This window comes from Sphingomonas sp. CROZ-RG-20F-R02-07 (assembly GCF_022662335.1).
Lineage (GTDB): Bacteria > Pseudomonadota > Alphaproteobacteria > Sphingomonadales > Sphingomonadaceae > Sphingomonas.
In genome coordinates this window covers 74,152-100,609 of record NZ_JAKNQJ010000002.1, presented here as the reverse complement: position 1 = coordinate 100,609, position 26,458 = coordinate 74,152, and the positions used below count along the sequence as shown (strand labels likewise).

General features: G+C 68.8%; 22 protein-coding genes. 9 read left to right on the top strand and 13 right to left on the bottom strand.

The genetic code is table 11. The features are described 5' to 3' along the window. Positions 1 to 9: 9 nt before the first annotated feature. Positions 10 to 2,487: a transglycosylase domain-containing protein gene (locus tag L8H00_RS04335; RefSeq protein ID WP_242096017.1), complete on the bottom strand. Its 2,478-nt coding sequence runs from the start codon at positions 2,485 to 2,487 to the stop codon at positions 10 to 12. 85 nt (positions 2,488 to 2,572) lie between these two features. Between L8H00_RS04335 and L8H00_RS04330 the strand changes: the two genes are divergently transcribed. Continuing rightward, positions 2,573 to 2,983, top strand: a complete 411-nt coding sequence (locus L8H00_RS04330) for a hypothetical protein (RefSeq protein ID WP_242096016.1) — start codon at positions 2,573 to 2,575, stop codon at positions 2,981 to 2,983. A 1-nt stretch (position 2,984) separates the two neighbouring features. Here L8H00_RS04330 and L8H00_RS04325 read toward each other — a convergent pair whose 3' ends face one another. Continuing rightward, positions 2,985 to 4,223 (bottom strand): N-acetylmuramoyl-L-alanine amidase, encoded by a 1,239-nt coding sequence (locus L8H00_RS04325; protein WP_242096015.1) that lies wholly within the window; start codon positions 4,221 to 4,223, stop codon positions 2,985 to 2,987. A gap of 494 nt (positions 4,224 to 4,717) precedes the next feature. Here L8H00_RS04325 and L8H00_RS04320 point away from each other — a divergent pair, with 494 nt between their 5' ends. From L8H00_RS04320 to L8H00_RS04300, 5 genes are all read left to right on the top strand, one after another. Next, positions 4,718 to 7,420: a ribonuclease E/G gene (locus L8H00_RS04320; protein WP_242096269.1), complete on the top strand. Its 2,703-nt coding sequence runs from the start codon at positions 4,718 to 4,720 to the stop codon at positions 7,418 to 7,420. 411 nt (positions 7,421 to 7,831) lie between these two features. Continuing rightward, positions 7,832 to 9,190: a M48 family metalloprotease gene (locus L8H00_RS04315; protein WP_242096014.1), complete on the top strand. Its 1,359-nt coding sequence runs from the start codon at positions 7,832 to 7,834 to the stop codon at positions 9,188 to 9,190. Further along, complete coding sequence (locus L8H00_RS04310; protein WP_242096013.1) at positions 9,187 to 9,900, top strand: DsbA family protein; 714 nt, start codon at positions 9,187 to 9,189, stop codon at positions 9,898 to 9,900. The genes L8H00_RS04315 and L8H00_RS04310 overlap by 4 nt, the downstream gene beginning before the upstream one ends. Then, positions 9,897 to 10,829, top strand: a complete 933-nt coding sequence (locus L8H00_RS04305; RefSeq protein ID WP_242096012.1) for an ABC transporter ATP-binding protein — start codon at positions 9,897 to 9,899, stop codon at positions 10,827 to 10,829. The genes L8H00_RS04310 and L8H00_RS04305 overlap by 4 nt, the downstream gene beginning before the upstream one ends. Continuing rightward, complete coding sequence (locus tag L8H00_RS04300) at positions 10,826 to 11,587, top strand: ABC transporter permease (protein ID WP_242096011.1); 762 nt, start codon at positions 10,826 to 10,828, stop codon at positions 11,585 to 11,587. Before L8H00_RS04305 ends, L8H00_RS04300 begins: the two co-directional genes overlap by 4 nt. On the opposite strand, the gene L8H00_RS18935 is transcribed toward L8H00_RS04300, so the two are convergent. From L8H00_RS18935 to L8H00_RS04280, 4 genes are read right to left on the bottom strand one after another with little or no spacing between them, the layout of a single operon-like run. After that, positions 11,559 to 12,314, bottom strand: a complete 756-nt coding sequence (locus tag L8H00_RS18935; protein WP_242096010.1) for a CPBP family intramembrane glutamic endopeptidase — start codon at positions 12,312 to 12,314, stop codon at positions 11,559 to 11,561. The two genes, L8H00_RS04300 and L8H00_RS18935, sit on opposite strands and share 29 nt — an antisense overlap. Before the next feature lie 6 nt (positions 12,315 to 12,320). After that, a complete protein-coding gene (gene glpX, locus L8H00_RS04290) occupies positions 12,321 to 13,286 on the bottom strand; it encodes a class II fructose-bisphosphatase (RefSeq protein ID WP_242096009.1) in 966 nt (321 codons plus the stop codon). Between the two features lie 60 nt (positions 13,287 to 13,346). After that, a complete protein-coding gene (gene dapD / locus L8H00_RS04285) occupies positions 13,347 to 14,168 on the bottom strand; it encodes a 2,3,4,5-tetrahydropyridine-2,6-dicarboxylate N-succinyltransferase (protein ID WP_242096008.1) in 822 nt (273 codons plus the stop codon). Continuing rightward, positions 14,165 to 14,830, bottom strand: coding sequence for a pyrimidine 5'-nucleotidase (locus tag L8H00_RS04280; RefSeq protein ID WP_242096268.1), 666 nt, complete (start codon positions 14,828 to 14,830; stop codon positions 14,165 to 14,167). Before L8H00_RS04280 ends, dapD begins: the two co-directional genes overlap by 4 nt. A 137-nt stretch (positions 14,831 to 14,967) precedes the next feature. On the opposite strand from L8H00_RS04280, the gene L8H00_RS04275 reads away from it, so the two are divergent. Both L8H00_RS04275 and L8H00_RS04270 read left to right on the top strand, forming a co-directional pair. Further along, positions 14,968 to 17,310, top strand: a complete 2,343-nt coding sequence (locus tag L8H00_RS04275) for a S8 family peptidase (RefSeq protein WP_242096007.1) — start codon at positions 14,968 to 14,970, stop codon at positions 17,308 to 17,310. A gap of 56 nt (positions 17,311 to 17,366) precedes the next feature. Beyond that, positions 17,367 to 18,365 carry an LLM class flavin-dependent oxidoreductase gene (locus L8H00_RS04270; protein WP_242096006.1) on the top strand — a complete coding sequence of 333 codons (999 nt, stop codon included), beginning with the start codon at positions 17,367 to 17,369 and terminating at the stop codon, positions 18,363 to 18,365. A gap of 10 nt (positions 18,366 to 18,375) precedes the next feature. Here the strand turns inward: L8H00_RS04270 and L8H00_RS04265 are convergent, their stop codons facing one another. From L8H00_RS04265 to L8H00_RS04255, 3 genes are read right to left on the bottom strand one after another with little or no spacing between them, the layout of a single operon-like run. After that, positions 18,376 to 19,743 carry an ATP-binding protein gene (locus L8H00_RS04265; protein WP_242096267.1) on the bottom strand — a complete coding sequence of 456 codons (1,368 nt, stop codon included), beginning with the start codon at positions 19,741 to 19,743 and terminating at the stop codon, positions 18,376 to 18,378. Between the two features lie 13 nt (positions 19,744 to 19,756). Next, positions 19,757 to 20,422 carry a response regulator transcription factor gene (locus tag L8H00_RS04260; RefSeq protein ID WP_242096005.1) on the bottom strand — a complete coding sequence of 222 codons (666 nt, stop codon included), beginning with the start codon at positions 20,420 to 20,422 and terminating at the stop codon, positions 19,757 to 19,759. Positions 20,423 to 20,448: 26 nt separating this feature from the next. Next, entirely contained in the window at positions 20,449 to 20,748 is a 300-nt protein-coding gene (locus tag L8H00_RS04255; RefSeq protein ID WP_242096004.1) for a hypothetical protein, read from the bottom strand. A 119-nt stretch (positions 20,749 to 20,867) separates the two neighbouring features. Between L8H00_RS04255 and L8H00_RS04250 the strand changes: the two genes are divergently transcribed. Continuing rightward, positions 20,868 to 22,658: an ABC-F family ATP-binding cassette domain-containing protein gene (locus L8H00_RS04250; protein WP_242096003.1), complete on the top strand. Its 1,791-nt coding sequence runs from the start codon at positions 20,868 to 20,870 to the stop codon at positions 22,656 to 22,658. Between the two features lie 182 nt (positions 22,659 to 22,840). On the opposite strand, the gene L8H00_RS04245 is transcribed toward L8H00_RS04250, so the two are convergent. From L8H00_RS04245 to L8H00_RS04230, 4 genes are read right to left on the bottom strand one after another with little or no spacing between them, the layout of a single operon-like run. Beyond that, positions 22,841 to 23,422: an ABC-type transport auxiliary lipoprotein family protein gene (locus L8H00_RS04245; RefSeq protein ID WP_242096002.1), complete on the bottom strand. Its 582-nt coding sequence runs from the start codon at positions 23,420 to 23,422 to the stop codon at positions 22,841 to 22,843. A 2-nt stretch (positions 23,423 to 23,424) separates the two neighbouring features. Continuing rightward, positions 23,425 to 24,390: an MlaD family protein gene (locus L8H00_RS04240; protein WP_242096001.1), complete on the bottom strand. Its 966-nt coding sequence runs from the start codon at positions 24,388 to 24,390 to the stop codon at positions 23,425 to 23,427. After that, entirely contained in the window at positions 24,390 to 25,331 is a 942-nt protein-coding gene (locus L8H00_RS04235; RefSeq protein WP_242096000.1) for an ABC transporter ATP-binding protein, read from the bottom strand. The genes L8H00_RS04240 and L8H00_RS04235 overlap by 1 nt, the downstream gene beginning before the upstream one ends. Further along, on the bottom strand, positions 25,331 to 26,437 hold the full coding sequence (locus L8H00_RS04230) for an ABC transporter permease (RefSeq protein ID WP_242095999.1): 1,107 nt from the start codon (positions 26,435 to 26,437) through the stop codon (positions 25,331 to 25,333). The genes L8H00_RS04235 and L8H00_RS04230 overlap by 1 nt, the downstream gene beginning before the upstream one ends. Between the last annotated feature and the right edge of the window lie 21 nt (positions 26,438 to 26,458).

Genomic DNA, 26,458 nt, shown 5'->3' with positions numbered 1-26,458 from the left:
GAATGGGCGCTAGTAGATTCCGCCCTGTCTTTGCAAGAAATCGCTGTCGCTTGCCGCCTTGGCGCGCGGCGCGGCGGTGGGCGTCGCGCCCGGCGTCGCCTCGCGGCGCGCCGCGCGGCGCGGTTCGCTTTCGGGCTTGAACGCCTCCCAGATTACCGCCGGCCGGGGGTCGCTCATGTCCGGCCAGGCGCCATAGACCGGCCGGCCGCTCGCCCGATCGATCCGCACCATGCGGATGCCCGGCGGCGCGCGGAACGGGATCTTCTCCAGCCCTTCATAAGCCTTGATCGCGAACTGCTTGAAGATCGGCGCCGCGATCGTGCCGCCCTGCGCATAGCCGCCGAGGCTCACGGGGTGATCGTAGCCGATATAGAGGCCGCCCACGAACTGCGGCGTGCCGCCGACGAACCACACGTCGGTCGGGCCGGAATTGGTGCCCGTCTTGCCGAACATCGGGCGGTTGAGATCGGCGAGCGTCACCGCGGTGCCGCGCTGGATCACGCCTTCGGTGATGTGCACCATCTGATAGGCGGTCATCGCGTCGATCACCTGGCGCAGGTGCGACGGCGGCCGCGGCATCGCCTTGCCGTTCCAGTCGGGCGCGTTGCAGCCGTCGCAGGCGCGCCAGTTCTCGGGCAGGATCACCTTGCCGTGGCGGTCCTGCACGAAATCGATCAGCGTCGGCGTGTTGCCGCGGCCGTTATTCTCCAGGATCGAATAGGCGTTCACCATCTGCGCGACGGTCGTCTCGCCCGCACCCAGCGCATAGGCGAGATAGGGCGGGAAGCTGCCGATCCCCATCGCCTTGATCCGCTCCACCACCTTGGGCATGCCCGTCGCGGCGGCGGCGCGCACCGTCATCAGGTTGCGCGACTGTTCGATGCCCCAGCGCATGGTGTGCGGGCCGGAGCCGCCCTCGTTGCCGAAATTCTTGAAGCATTTCTGCCCGAGCCGCGCGCCCTGATAGACGCAGAACGGCGCGTCGAGCAGGATGGTCGCGGGCGTCATGCCGTTGTCGAGCGCGGCGGAATAGATGATCGGCTTGATCGTCGAACCCGGCTGGCGCTCGGCCTGCGTGGCGCGGTTGAACGCCTGCAAGCGGTTGTCGAAGCCGCCCTGCATCGCCAGCACGCGGCCGGTGCCCGGCTCCTCGACCACGAAGCCGCCCGAGACCTTGGGCACCGCGCGCAGCGCCCAGGCGCCGCCCTCGGGCGCCACCGCGATGATGTCGCCCGCCTTGATCGCGCCGAACGCGCTGCCGCCGCGCCCGCGCACCGGCATCTGCGCCGCGTAGCGCGGCAGCGTGCCGGTCTGGCCGTCGGCAAAGCCGATCCGCGCGCCCTCGGGATCGCGCGCGATCACGATCGCGGCGCGCCAGTCCGAATAATCGAGCCCGATATTGGTGTTGAGCAGCGGCTGGAGCCAATTGTCGCCGTCGATCTCGACATGGCGGATCGGCCCCGCCCAACCGCGCCCGCGATCGTAGCGCAGCAGGCCGTCGCGCAGCGCCTGCGCGGCCAGATCCTGCAACCGCGTGTCGAGCGAGGTGCGCACCCACAGCCCGCCCTGATAGACGCCGTACGGCCCGTCGCGTGCGGTCTCGCCGAACTTGTCGATCAACTGGCGGCGGACCTCCTCGACGAAATAGCCGCCCACCGCCTCGAACTTGGGCTTGCGCCGCAGCACGGTGCCGAGCGGCTCCGCCACCGCCTCGTCATGCTGCGCGCGGGTGATGAAGCCGTTCTTCAGCATCTCGCCCAGCACGTAATTGCGCCGCACGAGCGCGCGATCGGCGTTGCGCACCGGATCGTAATTGGACGGCCCCTTGGGCAGGATCGCCAGATAGGCGAGCTGCGCCAGATCCAGCTCGGTCAGTTCCTTGTCGAAATAGGCGTGGCTCGCGGCCTCGACGCCGAACGCGTTCCGGCCGAGCGCGATCTGGTTGAGATAGAGTTCGAGGATCTGCGGCTTGGTCAGCGTGTCCTCGATCTTGATCGCGAGGATCGCCTCCTTCAACTTGCGGGTGGGCGAATATTCGTTGCCGATCAGCAGGTTCTTGGCGACCTGCTGGGTGATCGTGGAGCCACCCCGTGCCCGCCGGCCGGTGCCGATCTTCGACGTATAGTCGATCACCGCGCCGGCAAGGCCGGTGAAATCCACGCCGTGATGCTCGAAGAACGACTTGTCCTCCGCTGCCAGAAAGGCGCGGATCAGCAGCGGCGGATATTCGGCATAGCCCAGTTCGACGCGGCGTTCGCGGGCATAGCTGTGGATCGGCGTGCCATCGATGCCGCGCACGTTGGTCGGCAGCGGCGGCTCATAGGCGCGCAGCGAATCGACCGAGGGCAAGTGGCGGATGACGATCACCCACAGCAGCGCATAGCCGATCGCGGCGAGCGCCGCGACGATGACGAGCAGCTTCACCCACCAGCGCCCCCAGGCGCGGCGGAGCCGGGATCGTGCGGGAGGAGGAGCTTCGGACGCCATGGACTGGCGCCCGCATCTAGCAGGTTCGCGCAGGCTTGAAAGCACCGATCGATGGGGGTCAGATACACGGAAAAGGACTCATCCGATGCGAAGCCCGTCACACCTCGTCCTCACCCTCGCCTTCACGCTCGGCGCGCTGGAAGGGCCCGCGGCGGCGCTTGCCGAGCCGCTGCCGCTCGCGCACGGCATCTATGTCGAGGCCGGCACCCCGTGCGCCGATCCGCCCTTCGCGGTGATGCGCAGCTATGACGGCGTGGGGTTGGGCGATCCGCATTCGCATGCCTGCCGCATCCGCGTGCTGGCGCGGCATGGCGCGCATTACATGCTGGCCAATTCCTGCATCGGGGTGGGCGTGGGGCCGGGCACGCGCAGCACCGAAACGCTGCGGCTGATGGTCCGTTCACGACGGGCATTCGCCATATCGGGCTCGACCTTCCGGCTCTGCCCGGCGAAGGTCACCCCATGGGCACCGGGCCGGCGCCCGCCCCGCGGCTAGCCTATTTCGCCGCCATGCGCCGCGCGAAATGCGCCTCCACCGCGTTGGTCACGCTTTCCGCGATCCGGTGGCGGCCATCGGCGCTGTCGAGGAAGCTCGCATCGGCGGGGTTCGAGATATAGCCCGTCTCGAACAGGATCGAGGGCATGTCGGGCGCCTTCAGCACCATCAGCGACGCCATGCGGTGGAAATTCGCCTTCAGCGGCATCAGCGGCTTGGCCTCGCGCCCCAGCAGCCGGGCGAAGCCTGCGGACGAGTTCATCGTCTCGCGCTGCGTCAGGTCGATCAGGATCGACGAGACGTCGGCCGGCGCGTCGCCCAGGTTCACGCCCGAGATGATGTCGGCCTTGTTCTCGCGCGCGGCCAGCCGGGCGGCCTCCTTGTCCGACGCCACGTCCGACAGCGTGTAGACCGACGCGCCGGTCGCATCGCCTGCCCCCACGCTGTCGCAATGGATCGAGATGAACAGATCGCCGTGCAGCCGCCGCGCGATGCCATAGCGTTCGCGCAGCACGAGATAGCGGTCGTCGTCGCGGGTCAGCGCCACGCGCACCCGGCCGCTCGCCAGCAATTCGTCGCGGATCGCCTTGGCGACGCGCAGCGTCACGTCCTTCTCGCGCAGCCCGGACGGGCCGATCGCACCGGGATCGACGCCGCCATGGCCGGGATCGATCACGACGAGCGGCCGCGTGTCGTCGCCCGCCACGCGGGGCAGCGGCGGCGCCTTGGCCGCCGGCGGCACCGGCACCGACACCTTGTAGCGCGCACCCGGCCGCGTTCCCCAGCGGAAGGGGAAGAAGTTCAGCGGCCCGGCGATCCCGGCTTCGGTGAAGGCGGCGGCATCGACCGGCTGGAGCGACAGGGTGAGTTCACGCCCGGCGCTGTCGAACCCACCGTCCGAGACGATCGCGGGCTTGGCGAGATCGAGCAGGATGCGCGTACCGTCCGCGGTGCGCGTCTGGCGGACGCGGCTGACGATCCCCGCGCCAGTCGCCGCCGCGCCGGGCGCGGCGTCGCCCACGTCGATCGCGATCTGGTTGCGCCCGTCCACCACCATGGTGGTCGCGCGGTCGACGCGCGAATCGAAGTCGACGATCACCCGCCCGCCGCGCACCGCGACGCGCTCGATCGTCGCGGCGAAGGACGGCAGCGCGCCGAACCAGCCGAACAGCAAGGCGAACAACGCAGCCACCCGGCGCAGATGCCGCGCCGCAGGCCGGTCGGTCCAGCGAAAAACCATGGAACCCCTTTCGAGCCTTTGATCGTTGTCGAGCCACGGAATAGGCAGCGAGGCGCGAAGAGGGCCTTTCCCGAACCGGTTAACCGGCAATTCGGCATGTTTTTGCCGGCAATGCGGCAACTTACCGCCGGTTGCGATTGTGCGAGCGCGATGCTAGTCAGGTCGTTGCACCCATGTGTCGTTCTTCCGCCTGATCGCTCGCGCGATTGCGGCCGGCGACACGCCGGTGCCGACGGGCCGCCCTGTTTCGGGCGGCGCCAACCAGGTTGACGTACGCATGACGCATTCCCCCCGCTCGACCGACCGACCGGCTTTCGCCGGACGGGTCGTCGTCGCGCGGGCGCTTCCGGGCCGCTTGCCCGAGGCTGCGCGGCGGACAGAGGCATCTTCGCTCATCCGCGGGACGGAGCCCAGCTCCGCCGCACCACATCATCGCGCGCGACGGCAGCCCCACGGCCCGGCGCGCGCGTGGAGACATCATTATGACCACACGCATGCTGATCGATGCGCGCCACCGGGAAGAAACCCGCGTCGCCGTCGTCAAGAATAACCGGATCGAGGAATTCGATTTCGAGAGCGCCGAGCGCAAGCAGCTCAAGGGCAATATCTATCTCGCCAAGGTGACCCGCGTCGAACCGTCGCTCCAGGCGGCGTTCATCGATTACGGCGGCAACCGCCACGGCTTCCTCGCGTTCAGCGAGATCCATCCCGATTACTACCAGATCCCCAAGGAGGATCGCGACGCGCTCCTGCGCGAAGAGGCCGAGCACGCCGCCGAAGAGGCCGCGCTGCGCGCCGAGCAGGATGACGACGATCACGACGGCGACGATCACGAGGGTGACGGGGACGGGTTCGAGGACGAGCCCGATCATGACGAGCACGACCATGATTCGGAGGGCCAGGACGGCACGCCCGCGGCCAAGCGCCGCGGCAAGTCGGCCGACAGCGAGGCGGTCGAGGAGCTGCGCGAGCGCCGGATGAACCTGCGCCGCCGCTACAAGATCCAGGACGTGATCCGCCGCCGCCAGGTGCTGCTGGTGCAGGTCGTGAAGGAGGAACGCGGCAACAAGGGCGCGGCGCTCACCACCTATCTGTCGCTGGCCGGCCGCTATTGCGTGCTGATGCCCAACACCAGCCATGGCGGCGGCATCAGCCGCAAGATCAGCAACGCGGGCGATCGCAAGCGGCTGAAGTCGATCATGGCCGACATGCAGTTGCCGCCCTCGATGGGCTGCATCGTTCGCACCGCCGGGCTGCAGCGCACCAAGGTCGAGATCAAGCGCGACTTCGACTATCTCGCGCGGCTGTGGGACGGCATTCGCGAGGAGACGCTGAAGTCGGCGGCGCCCGCGCTCGTCTATGGCGACAGCGATCTCATCAAGCGCGCGATCCGCGACATCTACAACAAGGATATCGACGAGGTGATCGTCGAGGGCGAGGACGGCTATCGCCACGCCCGCGAATTCATGAAGCTGCTGATGCCGAGCCATGCGCGCAAGGTGAAGCATTATGCCGATGCCGTGCCGCTCTATCAGCGCGCCGGCGTCGAGGAGCAGCTCTCGGCGATGTACCACCCGGTGGTGCAGCTCAAATCGGGCGGCTATCTGGTCATCAACCCGACCGAGGCGCTGGTGTCGATCGACATCAACTCAGGGAGGTCGACGCGCGAGCACAATATCGAGCAGACCGCGACCGCGACCAACCTGGAGGCCGCGACCGAGATCGCCCGCCAGCTCCGCCTGCGCGACATGGCGGGCCTCGTCGTCATCGACTTCATCGACATGGACAACAATTCCAACGTCCGGAAGGTCGAGAAGTGCATGAAGGAGGCGCTCAAGAACGATCGCGCGCGCATCCAGGTCGGCCGCATTTCCAGCTTCGGGTTGATGGAGATGAGCCGCCAGCGCCTGCGCACCGGCGTGCTGGAAGCCTCCACGCGCGCCTGCCCGCATTGCGAGGGCACCGGGCTCGTCCGCACCGCCTCGTCGGCAGGCCTGTCGGCCTTGCGCATGATCGAGGACGAGGCCGCCCGCGGTCGCGGCTCGGTGCTGACGCTGCGCGCGAGCCACGAAGCGACGATCTACGTGCTCAACCGCAAGCGTGCCGACATCGCCGAGATCGAGGACCGCTATGGCGTGGTCGTCGAGATCGTGCCCGACCGCGAGGAAGAGGGCGCGCGCATGTCGGTCGAGGCCAGCGGCCCGCCGCCCGAGCATGCCCCCAAGATCGAGGCGCTCATCCTTGAGGATGACGACGAGGACTATCCCGAGGAGCTGGAGCTCGACGAGGAGGAGGTCGAGGCCGACGACGAGCCCGTCGAGGACGCCCGCGAGCCGCGCGAGACCGCACGTCGCGACGAGCGTGGCGAGGGCGACGATGCGCGCGGCAAGAAGCGCCGCCGCCGTCGCGGCCGTCGCGGCCGTGCGCGTCCCGAGGGCGAGGGCGAGGGCGCCGAAGGGACCGACGCCGAGAGCGAAGGCGACGAGGCCGAGGGCACCGCGCTCGATACGGGCGACGCGACCGACATGGCCGAGGACGAAGCCGCCGAGGCACCAGCCCGTGACGGTGGCGAACAGCCCGCCGGCGAAGGCGAAGGCCGCCGCCGTCGTGGCCGTCGCGGTCGCCGTGGCGGTCGCCGCGACGACGCGCGCGAGCAGGCGCCGCGCTCGGAAGATGCCGAGATCGCCGGAGAGGTGACGATCGACGCGCTCGCCGAGGATGCGACGCCCGTCGAGGCCGAGCCGACCCCGGTGGCGGCGACGCCCGAACCAGTCGAGCCCGAGCCCGAGCCCGAGACGGTGACCGAGCCCGAGGCGGAGGCGCCCAAGACGCGCCGCCGTCCGCGTGCCCGTGCCGCCGCGCCCGCACCGGTGATCGAGGCAGCACCGGCCGACGAGGCGCCCAAGCCCAAGCGCGGTCGCCCGCGCAAGGCCGCGGCCGAGCCGGTCGAAGCGCCCGCGACCGAGGCGGCACCCGTCGTCGACGAAGCGGCGAAGCCCAAGCGCACGCGCCGCAAAAAGGCCGAGACGCCGATCGCCGACGCCGCCGACGAAGGTGCGCCGGTCTCCGCGCTCTCGCCGCAGACCGAGGCCGAACCCGAGGTCGCCCCCGAGGCGCCCGCGGAGGCCGAACCCGCCGAAACCGGCGCGGGCGAACAGCCCCGCCGCGGCTGGTGGCAGCGCACCTTCGGCGCGTGACCGCCCTACCCTCCCGCGCTTCGGCGCGGGAGGGCCCGGCCGGGGCATGTGGCCTTGGCTCTCCCCCACCCTGTTCCCCGGCGAAGGCCGGGGCCCAGGTGGGGGAGGCCGATGACAGGCGCCACGCTTTGCCAAGCAGCGTCCCCCACCTGTTCCCCGGCCTTCGCCGGGGTACAAGTGGGGGTACACGACACGCCCGCTTCACGGGCCATTCACGCGCCATGATCCAGCCTTCCCCGCCATGACGCCCGCCATTTCCCGCTGTCCTACATCGCCGAAATCTGCTGCTATGCGCGGCATGGCCGCCCCGTCCTCCGCCCGCCGCACCCACGCGGGAACCGTCCCTGGCGGGGCAAGTGGAAACCGGCGCGCACGCCTCCACTTCCTCCACTTCGCCATCGGCGAAACCGCATGATCCGCCGCATCGTCGCGGCCTGCGCCGCCGCGTTCCTGCTGGCCGCGCAGCCCGCCGCCGCCCAGTCGATCCTGCGCGATGCCGAGACCGAGGCGATGTTCAAGCAGATGGCGGACCCGCTGATCGTCGCCGCCGGCCTGTCGCCGCGCAACGCCAAGGTCGTGCTGCTGAACGATCCCGCGATCAACGCCTTCACCGCGGGCGGGCAGACCGTCTATGTCAATTCCGGCCTGCTCCAGGCGGCGGACAACGCCAATCAGGTGCAGGGCGTGATCGCGCACGAGCTGGGCCATGTCGCCGACGGCCATGTCATCCTGTCCGACGGCGGCACGCGGCCCGCGCTCGGCATCCAGATCCTGTCGATGGTGCTGGGCCTCGCCGCGATGGCGGCGGGCAGCGGCGATGCGGGCGCCGGGATCATGGCGGCGGGCCAGTCCGCCGCTTTGGGCAAATATCTCGCCTTTTCCCGCGTGCAGGAATCGACCGCGGACGCCACCGGCGCACGCTTTTTGCGCGGCGCGAACATCTCGGGCAAGGGCATGCTGGCGTTCTTCAAGAAATTGCAGAACGAGGAATATGCCTATGGCCTGAAGAACATCGATCCGTACATGCAGACGCACCCGCTGTCGGGCGATCGCATCCAGGCGCTGTCTGCCGATCTTCAGGCGTCGCCGGCGTGGAACAACCCGCCCGACCGCCCGCTGGAGGAGCGCTTCAAGCGGGTGAAGGCCAAGCTCGAAGGCTATGTGCTCAGCCCCGAACGGACGCTGCGCGACTATCCGCTGACCGACACGACGATCTATGCGCATTATGCGCGCGCCTATGCCTATCACAAGGCCGGCTATCCCGACAGAGCCGCCGCCGAGGCGGACGCGCTCGTCCGCGCCGATCCGGCCGACCCCTATTTTCTCGAAATCCAGGGTCAGATCCTGCTCGAGGCCGGGCAGCCGCAGGAATCGCTCGCGCCGCTCCGCGCGGCGGTCGCGGGCAGCCACGACAATCCGCTGATCGCGACGACGCTGGGCCATGCGCTGATCGCGACCGAGAAGCGCGCCAATTATCCCGAGGCGATCCGCGTGCTGCGCACCGCCGTCGGGCGCGACGACGACAATCCCTTCGCCTGGTATCAGCTCGGCACCGCCTATGAGGCCAGCGGCGACAGCGCGCGCGCCGCGCTCGCCACCGCCGAACAGGCGAGCCTGACGGGCGACCTGCGCACCGCCAACCGCAGCGCGCACGATGCGCTGGCCAACCTGCCGCCCAATTCGACCGACTGGATCCGCGCGCAGGACATCGCCACCGCGGCGCAGAACGAATTCGACGACAATCCCAAGAAGTACAAGAAACGCCGATGAAATCCTGGCCTCTCCTCACCGCCGCCCTGCTCGGCGCGATCGGCGGCAGCCTTGCGCTGCTCGCGTACGACCGTACCGATCAGCGCGCGCGCACCGAGCGCATCGTCCACGATTATGTGCTCGCCAACCCGCAGATCATCCCCGAGGCGATGGAGAAGCTGCGCGCGAACGACGCGGGCCAGGTGATCGCCGCCAACCGCGCGCAGATCGTGACGCCGGTGGGCGATGCCTGGATCGGCAACCCCAAGGGCGACGTCACGCTCGTCGAATATTACGACTATAATTGCGGCTATTGCCGCGCGAGCCTGCCGATGATCCAGCAACTTGTCGCGCGCGATCCGAAGCTGAAAGTGGTGTTCCGCGACCTGCCCGTGCTGTCCGAACAGAGCGGCACCGCGGCGCAGCTTTCGGTGGCGGCGGCGCTGGCGGGCAAGTTCAAGCCGTTCCACGACACGCTCTACGCCGCCGGGCCGATCACGCCGGCCAGCCTCGCCGCCGCGTCGCGGGCCGCGGGCTTCGATCCGCAGGCGCTGGCGACGGCCGGCTCCACCCCCGCCGTGACGCAGGCGATCCGCACCAATCTGGCGCTCGCCCGGCAATTGGGGATGGCGGGCACGCCCGCCTGGGTGGTAGGCGATCAGGTGCTGGCCGGTGCGCTGCCGATCGAGACGGTCGAGGCGGCGATCGCCGCCGCACGGGGGACAAGATGAGCGAACCGATCCTCCGCATCGCCGGCGTTTCCAAGACCTATGACGGCGGCACCACCGCGCTCCACACGGTCGATCTGGCGATCGCGCGCGGCGAGATCTTCGCGCTGCTGGGGCCGAACGGCGCGGGCAAGACGACGCTCATCAGCATCGTCTGCGGGATCGTCACGCCGTCGTCGGGCACGATCACGGTCGACGGGCACGATGCGATCCGCGACTACAAGGCCGCGCGCCGGCGGATCGGGCTCGTGCCGCAGGAGCTGAACGTCGACATGTTCGAGACGGTGCTCGCCACCGTCACGTTCAGCCGGCGGCTGTTCGGACGATCGGGCCACAGCGCCTATATCGAGCAGGTGCTGCGCGACCTCTCGCTCTGGGACAAGCGCGACGCCAAGATCATGACGCTGTCGGGCGGGATGAAGCGCCGCGTGCTGATCGCCAAGGCGCTGGCGCACGAGCCCGAGATCCTGTTCCTCGACGAACCCACGGCGGGCGTCGACGTGGCGCTCAGGCGCGACATGTGGAAGCTCGTGCACGGGCTTCGCGCGCGCGGCACCACGATCATTCTGACGACGCATTATATCGAAGAGGCCGAGGAGATGGCCGATCGCGTCGGTGTCATCGCGGGCGGCAAGCTGTTGCTGGTGGACGAGAAGCGCGCGCTGATGACGAAGCTCGGCAAGCGTGCGCTGGAATTGCGGCTGGAGGTGCCGATGACGGCGGTGCCGGAAGGTCTTGGCGACTGGGATCTGGCGCTGGCCGATGACGGGCGCCGCCTGCGCTACACCTTCGACGCGCGCGGCGAGCATACCGGCATCCCCTCGCTGCTGCGCCGGATGGGCGAGCTTGGCATCGGCTTCGACGATCTGGAAACCAGCCGGTCGAGCCTCGAGGACATCTTCGTCGATCTGGTCGAGGAGCGGGTGCGATGAACCTTCATGGCGTCTGGGCGATCTATCGCTTCGAAATGGCGCGCGCGCTGCGCACCTTGTGGCAGAGCCTCGTCACGCCGGTGCTGACGACCTCGCTCTATTTCATCGTCTTCGGCGGCGCGATCGGCAGCCGGATGAGCCAGGTGGGCGGCGTCGGCTATGGCAGCTTCATCGTGCCCGGCCTCGTCATGCTGTCGCTGCTGACGCAGAGCATCGCCAACGCCTCGATCGGCATCTACTTCCCCAAATTCACCGGCACGATCTACGAGCTGTTGTCGGCGCCCGTCTCGGCGATGGAGATGGTGCTGGGCTATGTCGGCGCGGCGACGACCAAATCGGTGATCCTCGGCCTCATCATCCTGGCCACCGCTTCGCTGTTCGTGCCGCTGCGGATCGCGCATCCGGGGGCGATGATCGCGTTCCTGCTGCTCACCGCGATCGCGTTCAGCCTGTTCGGCTTCATCATCGGGGTGTGGGCGAACGGGTTCGAGCAATTGTCGTTCGTGCCCGCCCTGCTCATCACCCCGCTCACCTTTCTGGGTGGCGCCTTCTATTCGATCGACATGCTGCCCCAGCCCTGGCGGACGGTCAGCCTGTTCAATCCGGTCGTCTATCTGGTGAGCGGTTTCCGCTGGAGCTTCTTCGACAAGGGCGATGTGGACGTGGGGCTCAGCCTCGCGGTGACGGCCGGCTTCCTGGCGCTGTGCCTCGCCATCATCGCGTGGATCTTCAAGACGGGCTGGCGCCTGAAGCGCTGACCCGCCCCGCGCCGCCGAGCAGCGGGCGCAGGACCAGCCCGTTGAGATCGATCAGCATATGGAGCAGCATCGCCACCCACAGCTTTCCGGTCACCAGATAGATCGCCGCCAGCAGCACGCCGATCGCGCCCGTCGCAAGAATACCGGCCCAGCCCTGATAGCGGTGCATCGCCGCGAACAGGACCGTCGCGACCCCGAACCCCAGCCCCGCGCTGCCGGTGACGAGCGCGACGAGCAGCGGCAGATAGAGCCGGAACCCCAGTTCCTCGGTGATCCCCGCCGTGATCGACAGCAGCGCCGCATGGCCGATCTCCGCCCGGTTGCGCGGCATCAGCGCGGCGGTATCGCCGATCGGCCCAGGCATCCCCCGCCCCCGCCCCCGCCGCACCGCCGCCCATATGGCCACGCCGACACCGCCCACCGCGGCCCCGCCGACCATGCCCCACAAAAAGGAGCCGGTGCCATGATGGAAGGACGGCAGTGCCGCGCGCAGCGGATCGAACTCCGGCGGAAGGAGAGCGATCGCGTCCAGACGCCCGAGCCATGCAAGCCCGACCAACGCCGGCATCGCGAACGCGATCGCCGCCTTCACGATCCACAGGCGAAACCGCTGCTGACGCGCATCGCTCGCCGCCAGCGCCTTGAAGAATGCGAATTCGCGCCGGTCGCCGCGCTGGAACCACCCGAGCGCGCCGAGCGCGACGATCAGCAGCGCGCCGGCAAGCACGCCGGATCAGATCCGGTGTTCGCCCTTCACCCAGCGCACGGTGCCCGACGACGCGCGCATCACGACGCTTTCGGTCGTCATCTTGCCGCCCTTGCGCTTCACGCCCGCGAGCAGCGACCCGTCGGTCACGCCGGTCGCCGCAAAGATACAGTCGCCGCGAGCCAGCTCGGTCAGGTCATATTGCTTGTCGAGATCGGTGACGCCCCATTTGGCGGCGCGCGCGCGCTCGTCGTCGTTGCGGAAGATCAGCCGCCCCTTGAACTGCCCGCCGACGCAACGCAGCGCCGCGGCGGCCAGCACGCCCTCGGGCGCGCCGCCCGATCCGATATAGATGTCGATCGTCGTCTCGGGATCGGTCGTCGCGATCACCCCCGCCACGTCGCCGTCGCCGATCAGCATGATCCCGCAGCCCAGCCCGCGCAGCTCGGCGATCAGGTCGGCATGACGCGGACGATCCAGCACGCAGGCGATGATGTCACCCGGCGCCACACCCTTGGCGGCGGCCAGCGCGACGACATTCTCAGTCGGCGTCCGGTCGAGATCGATCAGCCCCTCGGGATAGCCCGGCCCGATCGCGATCTTGTGCATATAGACGTCGGGCGCGTTGAGCAGGCCGCCCTCTTCGGCGATCGCCAGCACGGCGAGGCTGTTCGGCCCGGCGGTGGCGCAGATCGTCGTTCCCTCCAGCGGATCGAGCGCGATGTCGATCTTGGGGCCCTTGCCGATCGCGGAGCCCACCTTCTCGCCGATGAAGAGCATCGGCGCCTCGTCGCGCTCGCCCTCGCCGATCACCACGGTGCCGTCCATGTAGAGCGAGTTCAGCGCCTCGCGCATCGCCTCGACCGCCGCCGCATCCGCCGCCTTCTCGTCGCCGCGCCCGACGAGCGTGGAAGCGGCGATCGCCGCCGCCTCGGTCACGCGGACCATTTCGAGCACGAGGACTCGGTCGAGTACCTGGCTGGCGGCGGTCATGGCGTTCCCCTCATGCTGTTTGCGCGTTCGATAAGCAGCCGGCTCCCCGCTGTCGAGCCGTCAATCCCGCAACAGTTCGTTGATACTGGTCTTGCTGCGCGTCTGCGCGTCGACGCGCTTGACGATCACGGCGCAATAGAGCGCGGGCTTGCCGTCGCCCCCGCCGATCGAACCCGGCACCACCACCGCATAGGGCGGAACCGCGCCGCGAAACACCTCGCCCGTCGCGCGGTCGACGATCTTCGTCGATGCGCCGAGATACACGCCCATCGACAGCACCGCGCCCTCGCCGACGCGGACGCCCTCGGCCACCTCGGCGCGCGCGCCGATGAACGCGCCGTCACCGATGACGACCGGATCTGCCTGCAGCGGCTCCAGCACGCCGCCGATACCCGCGCCGCCCGACAGATGGACGTTGCGCCCGATCTGCGCGCACGAGCCGACCGTCGCCCAGGTATCGACCATCGTCCCCTCGCCGACATGCGCGCCGATGTTCACGAAGCTGGGCATCAGGATCGCGCCCTTGCCGATGAAGGCACCGCGGCGGACGACCGCGCCCGGCACGACGCGAAACCCGCCGTTGCGGAATTCGGCATCGCCCCAGCCGGCGAATTTGGAGGGCACCTTGTCGAACGCCGGTGCCCCGGCCGCACCACCCTCGACCAGCGCATTGTCGTTGAGGCGGAACGACAGCAGCACCGCCTTTTTCAGCCACTGGTTGACGCGCCAGCCATCGCCGTCCGGCTCCGAGACCCGCGCCTCGCCCGAATCGAGCAACGCGAGCGCCGCCTCGACCGCGTCGCGCACGGGGCCCTGCGTATCGAGACCCAGGCTCGCGCGGTCGTCCCAGGCGGCATCGATCGTGGTGGCGAGGTCGGTCATGCGGGTTCCAATATCTGGTGGAGCCATGTCGGCAGGTCGTGGACGATATGGTCGATATAGCTGCGATCGGGATCGGCGGACTGTTCGGAGCCGTTGTCGATCCACACCGTCGTCATCCCGATCGCCTTGGCCGGCTTTAGGTTGCGCGCCATGTCCTCGACGAACAGCGCCGTGGCGGGGTCGATCGCGAGGGTGGCGCACAGCCCGGCGTAGGCGCTCGGGTGCGGTTTGGGCACGAGCCCCATGGCGTGAATGTCGTGGATCGCCTCGAAGCTTTCGCCGAGGCCAAGGCGACCGAGCACCCTGATCGCATAAGGCGTATCGCCGTTCGTGAAGACGAGCTTGCGGCCAGGCAACCGGGCGATGGCGGCAGCAAGCGGCGCGTCCTCCTCCAGCATGCCCATCTCGACATCATGGACATAGGCGAGGAATTCGTGCGGATCGACGTCGTGCTCGGCGATCAGCCCCGACAGGGTGGTGCCGTGATCGAGGAAATAGCCTTTCTGGATGCGGTGCGCCGCGGTGGGATCGACACCCAGCCGATTCGCGATGAAGGCGGTCATCCGCGCATCGATCCCGGCGAACAGATTGGCGCGCGCCGGATACAGCGTGTTGTCCAGATCGAAGATCCAGGTGCGGATGGAGGCGAGCGCGGCGATCACGCGCCGGCTGTAGGCAGGCATATCCTCGGCGGCAAGAAGCGCGCATGATGGCCGTGCTTAACGGACGGCAAACCGATGAACGCTATGACGTGCCGGTGCCGCCCGGGGTGAGGGCGGCGGGGCGTAGGGGACGGGGCATGGCGCGAATCAGGGCGTGGTGGATGCACACGGCGGCGATCGGCGCGAGCGTGATGCTCGCGGGTTGCGGCGGTGGCGGTGGCGTGAACAGCACACCGACCCCGGTCTCGACCCCCACCCCGGACCCGACACCCACACCCACACCCACACCAACCGCGACGCCGACCCCCACCGCCACGACCAGCTACGACACCGCCGAATATCGCGCGACCGTGGGCGCGACGTCGATGAACGCGCTGGCCGCCTATAACGCCGGTGCGACCGGCAAGGGCGTGGTCGCCGCCGTGATCGACAGCGGCATCGACACCGGCAGCGCGGAATTCGGCGACCGGATCTCGCCCGCCTCGCAAAACGTCGCCGGAGGTTCGGGGATCGTCGACGCAAGCGGCCATGGGACGGCGGTGGCGTTCACGCTCGCTGGGCGAATGAACGGCACGGGAACCGAAGGCGTCGCGTTCGACTCGACCGTGCTGGTGCTGCGGGCGGACACGCCGGGCACCTGCACATCGGCGGCGGCGAGCACCAGCACCGACGGGAGCAACTGTTCGTTCAACGACGACAATATCGCGCGCGGCGTCGATCTGGCGCGCACCAACGGCGCGCGGGTCGTGAACATCTCGCTCGGCGGCGCGGACGCTGCCTCGAACGCGCTGATCGCCGCGATCAACCGCGCGACCGCGGCCGGCATCGTGATCGTGATCGCGGCGGGCAATGACGGCACCGCCAATCCCGAGGCTTCCGCCGAGTTCGCCAACAACGCCGCGGTATCGCGCAATCTCGTGATCGTGGCGGGGTCGGTTGGCGCGAACAGCAGCGCGACCGCGGGGGCCGATGCGATCTCCAGCTTCAGCAACCGCGCGGGCGACACCGCGCAACATTATCTCGCCGCGGTGGGCGAGCGCGTCCGCGCGCCCGACCAGACCGGCACCGCCTATCTCTGGTCGGGCACGTCGTTCGCAACGCCGCAGATCGCGGGTGCGGTGGCGCTGCTCGCGCAGGCCTTTCCGAACCTGACCGGCGCGCAGATCGTGAACCTGCTCTTCTCCACCGCACGCGACGCCGGCGATGCGGGAGTCGACCCGATCTACGGCCAGGGCGTGCTCGATCTCACCAAGGCGTTCCAGCCCGCCGGCACGGTGCGCGTGGCCGGATCGAAACAGGCGGTCTCCACCGCGGTGAACGGCACGCTCTCCGCGCCGATGGGCGATGCCACCTCGGGCGCGCTGGGTGCGGTGATCCTCGATGGCTATAGCCGCGCCTTCTCGCTCGATCTCGCACAGACGCTCCGGCGCGCGCAGCCGCAGCGCGGCCTGGCGGCCATGCTGCAATCGACCCAGCGCAATGTCGGCATGAGCGCCAACGGCATGACCGTCTCGCTCACGCTCGCGCCGCGCATCAACGGCGATGTCGGGATCGAACGCACCACGCTCACCAGCACCGACGCGCAGATGGCGCGCGCGATCGCCGGCACCGTGACTCAGCGGCTGGGCAGCGGCGCCGCGTTCGGCTTCGCCTTCGCGAGCGGCGCAAGCGGGATCACAGCCCAACTCGCCGGCCAATCCTCGCCCGCCTTTCTGGTCGCCCGCGACGACGGCACGGGCTTCGGCACCGCAGCGAAGGGCGCGAGCGCGCTGCGCCAGCAATTCGGCGCCTGGGGCGTATCGGTGGAGGGCGAGACGGGCGCGGTGCTGTCGCCGCGCGACGTCGACGTGCTGGCGGGTGCCGAGCGGTGGCGGCGCACCGGCTATGCGCGGTATGGCCTGTCGCTCGACCGGCATTTCGGCGCGCTCGCCATGCTGGTCACCGCCAGTCGGCTGGACGAGCACGACACCGTGCTGGGGGCGAGCTTCGGCAGCGGCCTGGGCGGTGCACATGCGTCGAGCTGGTTCGTCGATGCCGCCGCCCGCTTCGACATGGGCGCCGGCTGGTCGCTCGGCGGATCGATGCGTCAGGGCTGGACCGGCGCCGCGCTGCGCAGTGACCTGCCGGGCAGTGGAGCGCTGCGGACCGATTCCTATGCGGCCGATATCGGCAAGGATGGCGTCTTCGGCCATGACAGCGTCGGCCTGCGCGTGGCGCAGCCGCTCCGCGTCGCGCATGGCGGGCTCGATCTGGCGCTGCCCACCGCCTATGATTATGCCAGCGCCGCGGTGACGGGATGGACAACCGAGCGGCTGAACCTCTCGCCCACCGGCCGCGAAGTCGATGTCGAGGCGCGCTATAGCCGGCCGCTCTATGCCGGCTCGATCCAGACCAACCTGTTCTGGCGGCGCGATCCCGGCAACGTCGCCGCGCTCGCACCCGATTATGGCTTGGCCGTCCGCTACGCACTGGGGTTCTGAGGCCCGCGAGGCCGGGCGCACTGGACCTTGCCCGGTCGCCTCCCCATCTTCGCTCCATGACCCGATATGCTCTGCTCGATCTCGTCCCCGTCGTCGAAGGCGGCACCGTGGGACAGGCCCTCGCCAAAGCCGCCGACCTTGCCGTTCACGCGGAAAGCCTCGGCTTCACCCGTTATTGGTGCGCGGAGCATCACGGCATGCGGGGGATTGCGAGTGCGGCCACCGCGGTGGTGATCGGCCATGTCGCCGCCGCCACGCGCAGCATCCGCGTGGGCGCGGGCGGGATCATGCTGCCCAACCACGCACCGCTGACGATCGCCGAACAATTCGGCACGCTCGACGCGCTGTTCCCCGGCCGGATCGATCTGGGCCTCGGCCGCGCGCCCGGTTCCGACCAGCGCGTCGCTCGCGCCATGCGCCGCACGCTGGAGACCGACGCCAACGCTTTCCCGCAGGACGTGCTCGAACTGCAAAGCTATTTCGCCGACGACGGCCAGACCGGGATCGTCGCGACGCCGGGCGCCGGTGCGCGGCCCGACATGTGGATCCTCGGCTCCAGCACCTTCGGCGCGCAGCTCGCCGCCGCGCTCGGCCTGCCCTATGCCTTCGCCTCGCACTTCGCGCCCGATGTGCTGGATCAGGCGCTGGCGATCTATCGCCGCGACTTCCGCCCCTCGGCGCAGCTTGCCAGACCCTATGCGATGGCGGGCTTCAACGTCTTCGCCGCGGATACCGACGCGGAGGCCGAACTGCTGGCCAGCTCGCAGCAGCAGGCGTTCGTGGCACTTCGCACCGGCAATCCGCGCCAGCTCCCGCCGCCCGTCGCGGGTTATCGTGAGAGTCTCGGCGCGCAGGGCAATGCGATCCTCGATCACGTGCTGTCCTGCTCCGCGATCGGGGCGCCGGCCAAGGTCACGCGTGAGATCGGCGCCTTCGTCGCGCGCACCGGCGTGGACGAGGTGATGCTGACGAGCGCGATCTACGATCATGACGCCCGCAAGCACAGCCTGTCGATCGCCGCCGCCGCGATGCAGGACTTGCGTCAGGCGGCCTGAGCGGCTTGCGTCAGGGCGCTGCCGGCAGCCTCAGTCGCACGAGCAGCCCGCCGAGATCCTCGCTCTCCTCCAGGCTGACGGTGCCCTCGTAGATCTCCGCCACGTCGCGGACGATCGCGAGGCCGAGCCCGGTGCCGGGCTTGCTCGTATCCAGCCGCGCGCCGCGATCGAAGATCCGCGTCCGCTCCTCTTCAGGGATGCCGGTGCCGTCATCCTCGACGAGGAACTCCACAAATCCGGCCTCGGCGCCCACCGTCACGAATACGCTGCCGCCGCCATATTTGGCGGCGTTCTCGATCAGATTGCCCAGCATCTCGTCGAGATCCTGCCGCTCGACATGGACCGACAGGTCGCGCGGCCCGTCCACGTCGATGCGGACATGGCGATACAGCCGCCCCACCGCGCGCTCGACCGATTCGAGGCTCGGCCACACTTCGGCACGGCTGTGCGCGGAGCCGCGCCGACCGACGGCGCGGGCGCGGGCGAGATGGTGGTCGACCTGGCGGCGCATCGTCCGCGTCTCGCGGATCACCGTCTCGTCCAGATCGTCCGCATGCGCGGTCGCGGCGTTCATCAGCACGGTCAGCGGGGTCTTCAGCGCATGGGCGAGATTGCCCGCATGACGCCGCGCCTCCTCCGCCTGGCGCTCGTTATGCGCCACCAGCGCGTTCAGCTCCTCAACCATCGGCGCCACCTCGATGGGCATGGCGCTGCCGATGCGGCTCGATTGACCCGCCCGCATCCGCGCGATCTCCTCGCGCACCCGGCGGAGCGGCCATAGGCCATAGAAGGTCTGGAGCGCGGCCAGCACGATCAGCCCCAGGCCCAGCAGGGCGAAGCTGCGCACCAGCGTCCGCCGAAGCGCCGCGATCTGCGCGTCCAGCCCGTCGCGGGTCTGCGCCACCTGGAAGCGCCATTTCACCTTGGAGCCCGGCAGCGTCACGTCGCGTTCGAGGATGCGCAGCCGTTCGCCGGCGAACTGGTCGCTGTCGTACGAATGCACGCTGCGATCGGTATGCGGGCCGCCATAGCCGAGCCGCCGATCCCAGAGCGAGCGCGACGGGAACGGCTCTCGCCCCGTCGCCGACACCTCCCAGTAGAGTCCCGAATACGGCTCGAGGAAACGCTGGTCGGCAGGCTCGCGGTTGAAGATCACCTCGCCGTCCGGGCCGATCTCCGACGACACGATCAGGGCGGTGAGGACATATTCGAGCTGGTCGTCGAAATTGCGCGTCACGGCGCTCGCCAGCACCCGGTCGAGCGCAAAGCCCCCGCCCGACAGCAACAGCGCGATCCACGCCGCCGCGATCAGGATCATGCGCCGCGACAGCGAGCCCGTGGTGCGCGCGGAGGATCGCGCCTCGTCCACGCCCGTCATCCCACCGCAGCGCTCACGCGTCGGGATCTTCGAGGCTGTAGCCAAGGCCGCGGATCGTGGTGATGACGTCCTGGCCGAGCTTCTTGCGGATGCGCGTCACGAACACCTCGATCGTGTTCGAATCGCGGTCGAAATCCTGATCGTAGATATGCTCGATCAGCTCGGTGCGGCTCACCACCTTGCCCTTGTGGTGGATCAGATAGCTGAGCAGCTTGTATTCCTGCGCCGTCAGCTTCACCGGATCGCCGGCCTTGGTCACCTTGCCGCTGCGCGTGTCGAGCCGCACGTCGCCCGCGGTCAGCTCGGACGAGGCGTTGCCGCTCGCCCGGCGGATCAACGCGCGCAGCCGGGCGATCAGCTCCTCGGTCTGGAACGGCTTGGCGACGTAATCGTCCGCGCCGGCGTCGAGCCCGGCGACCTTGTCCGACCAGCTGTCGCGCGCGGTGAGCACCAGCACCGGCGCGGTGCGGCCCTCCTTGCGCCAGCGATCGAGCACGGTCAGTCCGTCGATCTCGGGCAGGCCCAGATCCAGCACGATCGCGTCATAGCTTTCGGTGGAGCCGAGGAAATGGCCCTCCTCGCCATCGGTGGCGAGATCGATCGCATAGCCTGCACCCTCCAGCGTGGCCTTCAACTGCTGGCCGAGATGGGGCTCGTCCTCGACGATCAGAACGCGCATGTGTCTCTCCCGGATTGCATGGAATTCTAGCGGCCGGTGCGGCCGACGATCTGCCCCGAATGGCCATCGACCTCGACCCAGATCACGGCTCCATTGCGCAGGAACTTCAGCGTGTAAATGCCGGCCCCCGCATCGAAGTCAAAGCCGAGATACTGCGCGCCGCGCATCGTGGGCACGACGCGCCCTTCGATCTCGCGCAGCGGCAGCAGCCGCCCCTCCCGCCGTGCCTCGAAGGCGCGCATCTGGTCGCTATGGCGCTGGTCCGGTGCCTGTTCGGGCATCGGCTGCGCGGTCAGCGCAAGAAGGAGGGCGATGGGCATCGTCATGAGAGGTGGCATAGCCATGCCGCATTGAACAGCCTGTGAACGCGAAGCCGCGCGCCCTTGCCCGTCCGGCCGCGCTTAGGCCTCGATTTCGCGTCGCTACATCGTTAGGCCGCCCGGCCATGGCAGCACCCATTCTATCCTATGAAGACCTCGGCATCGTTCAGGGCTCCGGCTGGCTCTTTCGCCACCTCGACATCCATATCGGCCCGCGCGACCGGCTCGCGCTGATCGGCCGCAACGGCGCCGGCAAGACCACCTTGTTGAAGCTGATCGGCGGCAGCGTCGATGCGGACGAGGGCCGCCGCACCGTCGTACCCGGCACGCGCATCGTGATGCTCGAACAGGAGCCGGATCTGCGCGGCGTCGCGACGCTGCGCGATTATGTCATGGGAGGCGCCGATGCGCCCCTGCCTCACGAGGCGGACGCGATCGCGGACCAGCTCGGCATCGACCTGTCCCGCGATGCCGCATCCGCCAGTGGTGGCGAGCGGCGGCGCGCGGCGATCGTCCGCGCGCTGGCGCAGGACCCGGACGTGCTGCTGCTCGACGAGCCGACCAACCATCTCGATATCGCCGCCATCGAATGGCTGGAGGATTGGCTGAAGCGCTTCCGCGGCGCCTTCGTCGTCATCAGCCACGATCGCACCTTTCTCACCCGCCTCACCCGCCAGACGCTGTGGCTCGACCGCGGCGCGATCCGCCGCGCCGAGATCGGCTTCGGCGGGTTCGAGGCCTGGACCGAGCAGGTCTATGCCGAAGAGGCGCGCCAGGCCGAGCGGCTCGATGCTCGACTGAAGATCGAGGAGCATTGGCTGCTGCGCGGCGTCACGGGGCGGCGGCGGCGCAACCAAGGCCGCCTGACGCAATTGAAGGAGATGCGCGCCGAACGCGCGGCGATGATGGGGCCGCAAGGATCGGCCAATCTCGTCACCGGCACCGACGACGCCAAATCCAAGGTGGTGATCGACGCCAAGCATGTGACCAAGGGCTTCGGCGCCGGGGAGTCGCGCCGCACGATCATCGGCGACCTCACCCTGCGCGTCACGCGCGGCGACCGGATCGGGATCGTCGGCCGCAACGGCGCGGGCAAATCGACGCTGCTCAAGCTGCTCACCGGCGAGATCGAACCCGATGGCGGCAGCATCAAGCTCGCCAAGTCGCTCGACGCGGTGGTGATCGATCAGCAGCGCAGCCTGATGGCGCCGGAAAAGACGGTGCGCGAGGTGGTCGCCGATGGCGGAGACTGGATCGAGGTGCTCGGCACCAAGAAGCACATCCACGGCTATCTGAAGGAATTTCTGTTCGATCCGAACATGGTCGAGGCGAAGATCGGGTCGCTGTCGGGCGGCGAGCGATCGCGGCTGCTCCTGGCGCGCGAGTTCGCGCGGCCGTCGAACCTGCTGGTGCTCGACGAGCCGACCAACGATCTCGACTTGGAGACGCTCGACCTGTTGCAGGAGGTGATCGCCGATTACGACGGCACCGTGCTGATCGTCAGCCACGATCGCGATTTCCTCGATCGCACCGTGACGATCACGCTGGGGCTGGACGGAAGCGGCACGGTCGATGTGGTGGCGGGCGGCTACGAGGATTGGGAACGCCGCCGCAAGCCCTCGACCGAGGCGAAACGCGCCTCGGCCAAGCCCAGCCCGGCCGCTCCACCACCCCCGGCGCGCACCAAGCTCAGCTACAAGGACCAGCGCGATTACGACCAGCTCCCCGCGCGCATCGAGGCGCTCGACGCGCAGATCGCCCGCGACGAGGCGGCGCTGGGCAAGCCCGATCTCTACACGCGCGATCATGCGGGTTTCGTGCGGCTGACCAAGGCGGTGGAAACCGCCCGCGCCGAGAAGGATGCGGCCGAGATGCGCTGGCTCGAACTGGCGGAGCAGCTCGAGGGGCTGGGTTAAACGGGTGTGACGTTGGTCCGATCGGTCTGCAAACCCGTTCGTGCCGGGCCTGTCGAAGCACGCTCTTCGTGGGCGGACCTTTGCTTGCGGAACAGACCCTTCGACCGGCTCAGGGCGTACGGAGCGTCATGAACCGCTGAGCCGCGCCGGGCGGCCGCTCCGCATCGGGCGGAGCGGCGGGCTTACCGCCCTACCCAGTCGGCGACCTGCACCGCGACCTGATTCGCCGCCTGGCTGATCGCGGGCGCGGCCGATGTCGCGTCGATCGCGCCCACCGGCACATGCGCCTCGAAACGCCGCTTTTCGATCGTCGTCGTGTTCACGCGGATCAGCGACGCATCGAACACCACCACCGCGCTCTGCGTCGCGGCATCGAGCCCGAAGCTGCGCAATTCGCCGCTCAGCCGTGCGCCCGGATCGATCGTTGACTGCGCGCCGGACAGCACCACCCGCCCGGTACGCGCCGTCATCGTGTCCGACAGCAGCCGAGCGAACAGCCGCGCCGGAGGCTCGGCCCAGAGCGCGTTCTTCACATAGGCGATCGAGGTGGGCGTTGCCTGCACCGGCACGCGCGCGGTCGCCAGGCTCTGCGGCACCGACGGCACCTGGATCGTCACCGATTTGGCGGTGCCCGAACTCTGGTCCTGCCCGACGGGAACGCTCGCATCGGCGCTGAGCGTCAGCAGCGAGGGCGGCGGCTTGGCGGCGAAGCTGATGCAGCCGGCGAGGGGCAGGGCAGCGAGGAGGAGGAACGGCGTCTTCATCGTCATTTGCCCTTATAATCCGGAAGCTTCTGCTGGCCGATCAGCGAGCCCGCGCCCTGCTGATCCACCTTGTTGGCGACGGAGGAGAGCGATTCGGCCATGATCCGCAGGTCGCGAACCAACTGACCCACTTCGGGGATGGTCTGCTTCGAGAAGGATTGCAGCCCCGGCCGCGCATCGCCCACCGCCGCGTTCAGCGTGTCGGCACTCTGCTTGGCCGATGCGATCGCCTGGTTGAGGTTCTGCATCGCCGGCTTCACGTCATCGGTCAGCACGCCGTTGCTCGTCTCGGCCAGCTGGCCGATCTTCTGGGCGGCGTCGCCCGCCTGCTGGATCGCGACTCGCGTCTGCGCCAGCGTGGCGGCGATCTCGGGACCGCGGTTCGCCAGCGCCTTGGTCAACTGGTTGGTGTTGTCGAGAATGCCGGCGATCGACGCCTGGTTGCGATCCGACAGCATGCCCGTCAGCCGCTCGGTCAGCGTCGACAACCGCTCGAGAAGCTGCGGCGCCGAATTGAGGATCGCGCCCAGGCCGCCCTGCTTCGTCGGGATCACGGGCACGCCGTACGGGCAGAGCTGCTGCGGATTGGTTTCCGGGCAGCCGATCGGCGCCGCACCCTTGCGCGCGCCGTCGAGCGACACCTGGCTGACGCCCGTGAAGCCCACGCCCGAAATGGTCGCGGTCGTACCCTGGAGGATCGGGGTATCGTTGTTGACGGTCACGCGCACGCGCACGAACTGGGGATCGGGCTTCCACAGCGCGATCTCCTTCACCTGCCCCGTCGGCACGCCCGAGAAGGTGACCGCCGAACCCTTGGCGAGGCCATCGACCGACGTCTTGAAGAAGATGTCATACTCCTTCTCCGACGAACCGCCCAGATGCGCGATCCAGACGGTGAAGAGCGCCAGCACGGCGAGCAGGATCAGCACGATGGCCCCTACAAGCACATGGTTCGAACGGGTTTCCATCAGCTAGCCCCTGCTTCCTTCCCGGCAGCCGCGCGGCGGTTCTCGGGTGCATTGTCTTCGGCATAGGTCGCAGGCGCGCGATCCTCGGCGGTTTGGTTGACCTGCACCTCGGTCGGGTGCCGGGCGGCCTCTTCGTCGGCACGCGCATGCGCCTCCTGCGTGGCGACGGCAGCGCGGCCACGCGGCCCCTTGAAATATTCCTCGATCCACGGATGGTCGAGCGCGAGCAATTCCGGGATCGTGCCGACCGCGATCACCTTCTTGTCCGCCAGCACCGCCACCCGGTCGCAGATCGCGTACAAAGTATCGAGATCGTGCGTGATGAGGAAGACGGTCAGCCCCAGCGTCTTCTGGAGCGACTCCGTCAGCGTGTCGAACGCCGCCGCGCCGATCGGATCGAGGCCCGCGGTCGGCTCGTCGAGGAACAGCAGTTCGGGATCGAGCGCCAGCGCGCGCGCCAGCCCCGCGCGCTTCTTCATGCCGCCCGACAGCTCGGCGGGATATTTCGGCCCCGCATCGGCTGACAGGCCCGTCATCACCACCTTGTACGACGCGATCTCGTCGAGCAGCGCCTGATCGAGCTCGCGGTAGAATTCGCGCAAGGGAACCTGCACGTTTTCGGCGACGGTCAGCGTCGAGAACAGCGCGCCGCCCTGGAACAACACGCCCCAGCGCTTGCGCACGTCGGTCGCCTCGGTCGCTTCGCGGCCGATGATATGTTCGCCGAACACCGTGATCTCGCCGGACTCGGGCGTCTGCAACCCGATGATCGAGCGCATCAGCACCGATTTGCCCGTGCCCGAGCCACCGACGACACCCAGGATCTCGCCGCGCCGCACGTCCAGATCGACGCCGTCGTGCACGAGCTGCTCGCCGAAGCGGTTCTTCAGCCCCTTGACCGAGATGAGGATCTCGTCCGAACCCTTGCCCACCTGCGGCATCAGTTCCACCCCACCCAGGTGAAGAACACCGCGAAAAAGGCATCGAGCACGATCACGAGGAAGATCGCCTGCACCACCGCCGACGTGGTGCGCAGGCCGACCTGTTCGGCGTTGGCCTCGACCTGCATGCCCTGGAAACAGCCAGCGATCGCGATGATCGCGCCGAACACGGGCGCCTTGATGAGCCCGATGAACAGATCGGTGATCGGCACGACCTCGCGGATGCGCTGCACATAGGTGACGGGCGGGACGCCGATGGTGATCCACACCAGCAGCCCGCCGCCGACCAGCGCCACCATCGAGGCATAGAAGCCGAGCAGCGGCATCATGATGATCGCCGCGATCGTGCGCGGAACGACGAGCGCCTCCATGGGCGACACGCCGATCGTACGCATCGCGTCGATTTCCTCGGTCAGCTTCATCGTTCCGAGCTGCGCCGCAAAGGCCGAGCCCGAACGCCCGGCGACCATGATCGCGGTCATCAGCACGCCCATCTCGCGCAGCGTCAGCCGGCCGACCAGGTTGATCGTGAACACCTCCGCGCCGAACTGGCGCAGCTGCACCGCACCCTGTTGCGCGATGACGACGCCGATCAGAAAGCTCATAAGGCCGATGATCGCGAGCGCAGCCACGCCGACCACCTCGAACTGCTGGACCACGGCGTTGAAGCGGAAGCGGCGCGGGTGGCGGATCATCGCCCCCATCGCCAGGCTGGTCGCGCCGAGGAAGCCGAGCAGCCCGAGCAAGGTGCGCCCGGTGAGCGCCACCGCGTTGCCGATCTCGCCCAGCACGCGCACGAACGCGCCGACATGCTGCGGGCGCATCGCCACCGGCTGATCGGCCGCGACCACCTGGTCCATGAGATGCCGGCTATCCTCGCCCAGCCCCTCGACCGTGGCGTCGTGGCGCGCGGCGAAACGGTGGACCACCCAGGCGCCGACGGTGTCGATCCGCTCGACGCCCGACAGGTCGACACGCTTGACGGTGCCGTCCAGCGCCTCGAGGCGTTGCGGCAGATCGCCGATACAGGCGAGCGAGAGGTTGCCGCTGAAGCGCAACGTTCCGCCGCCCGTGCCGTCCTGCTTGAAATCGGCTGTCGCGCTCATCGCCATCACCTTTGCGTCAAA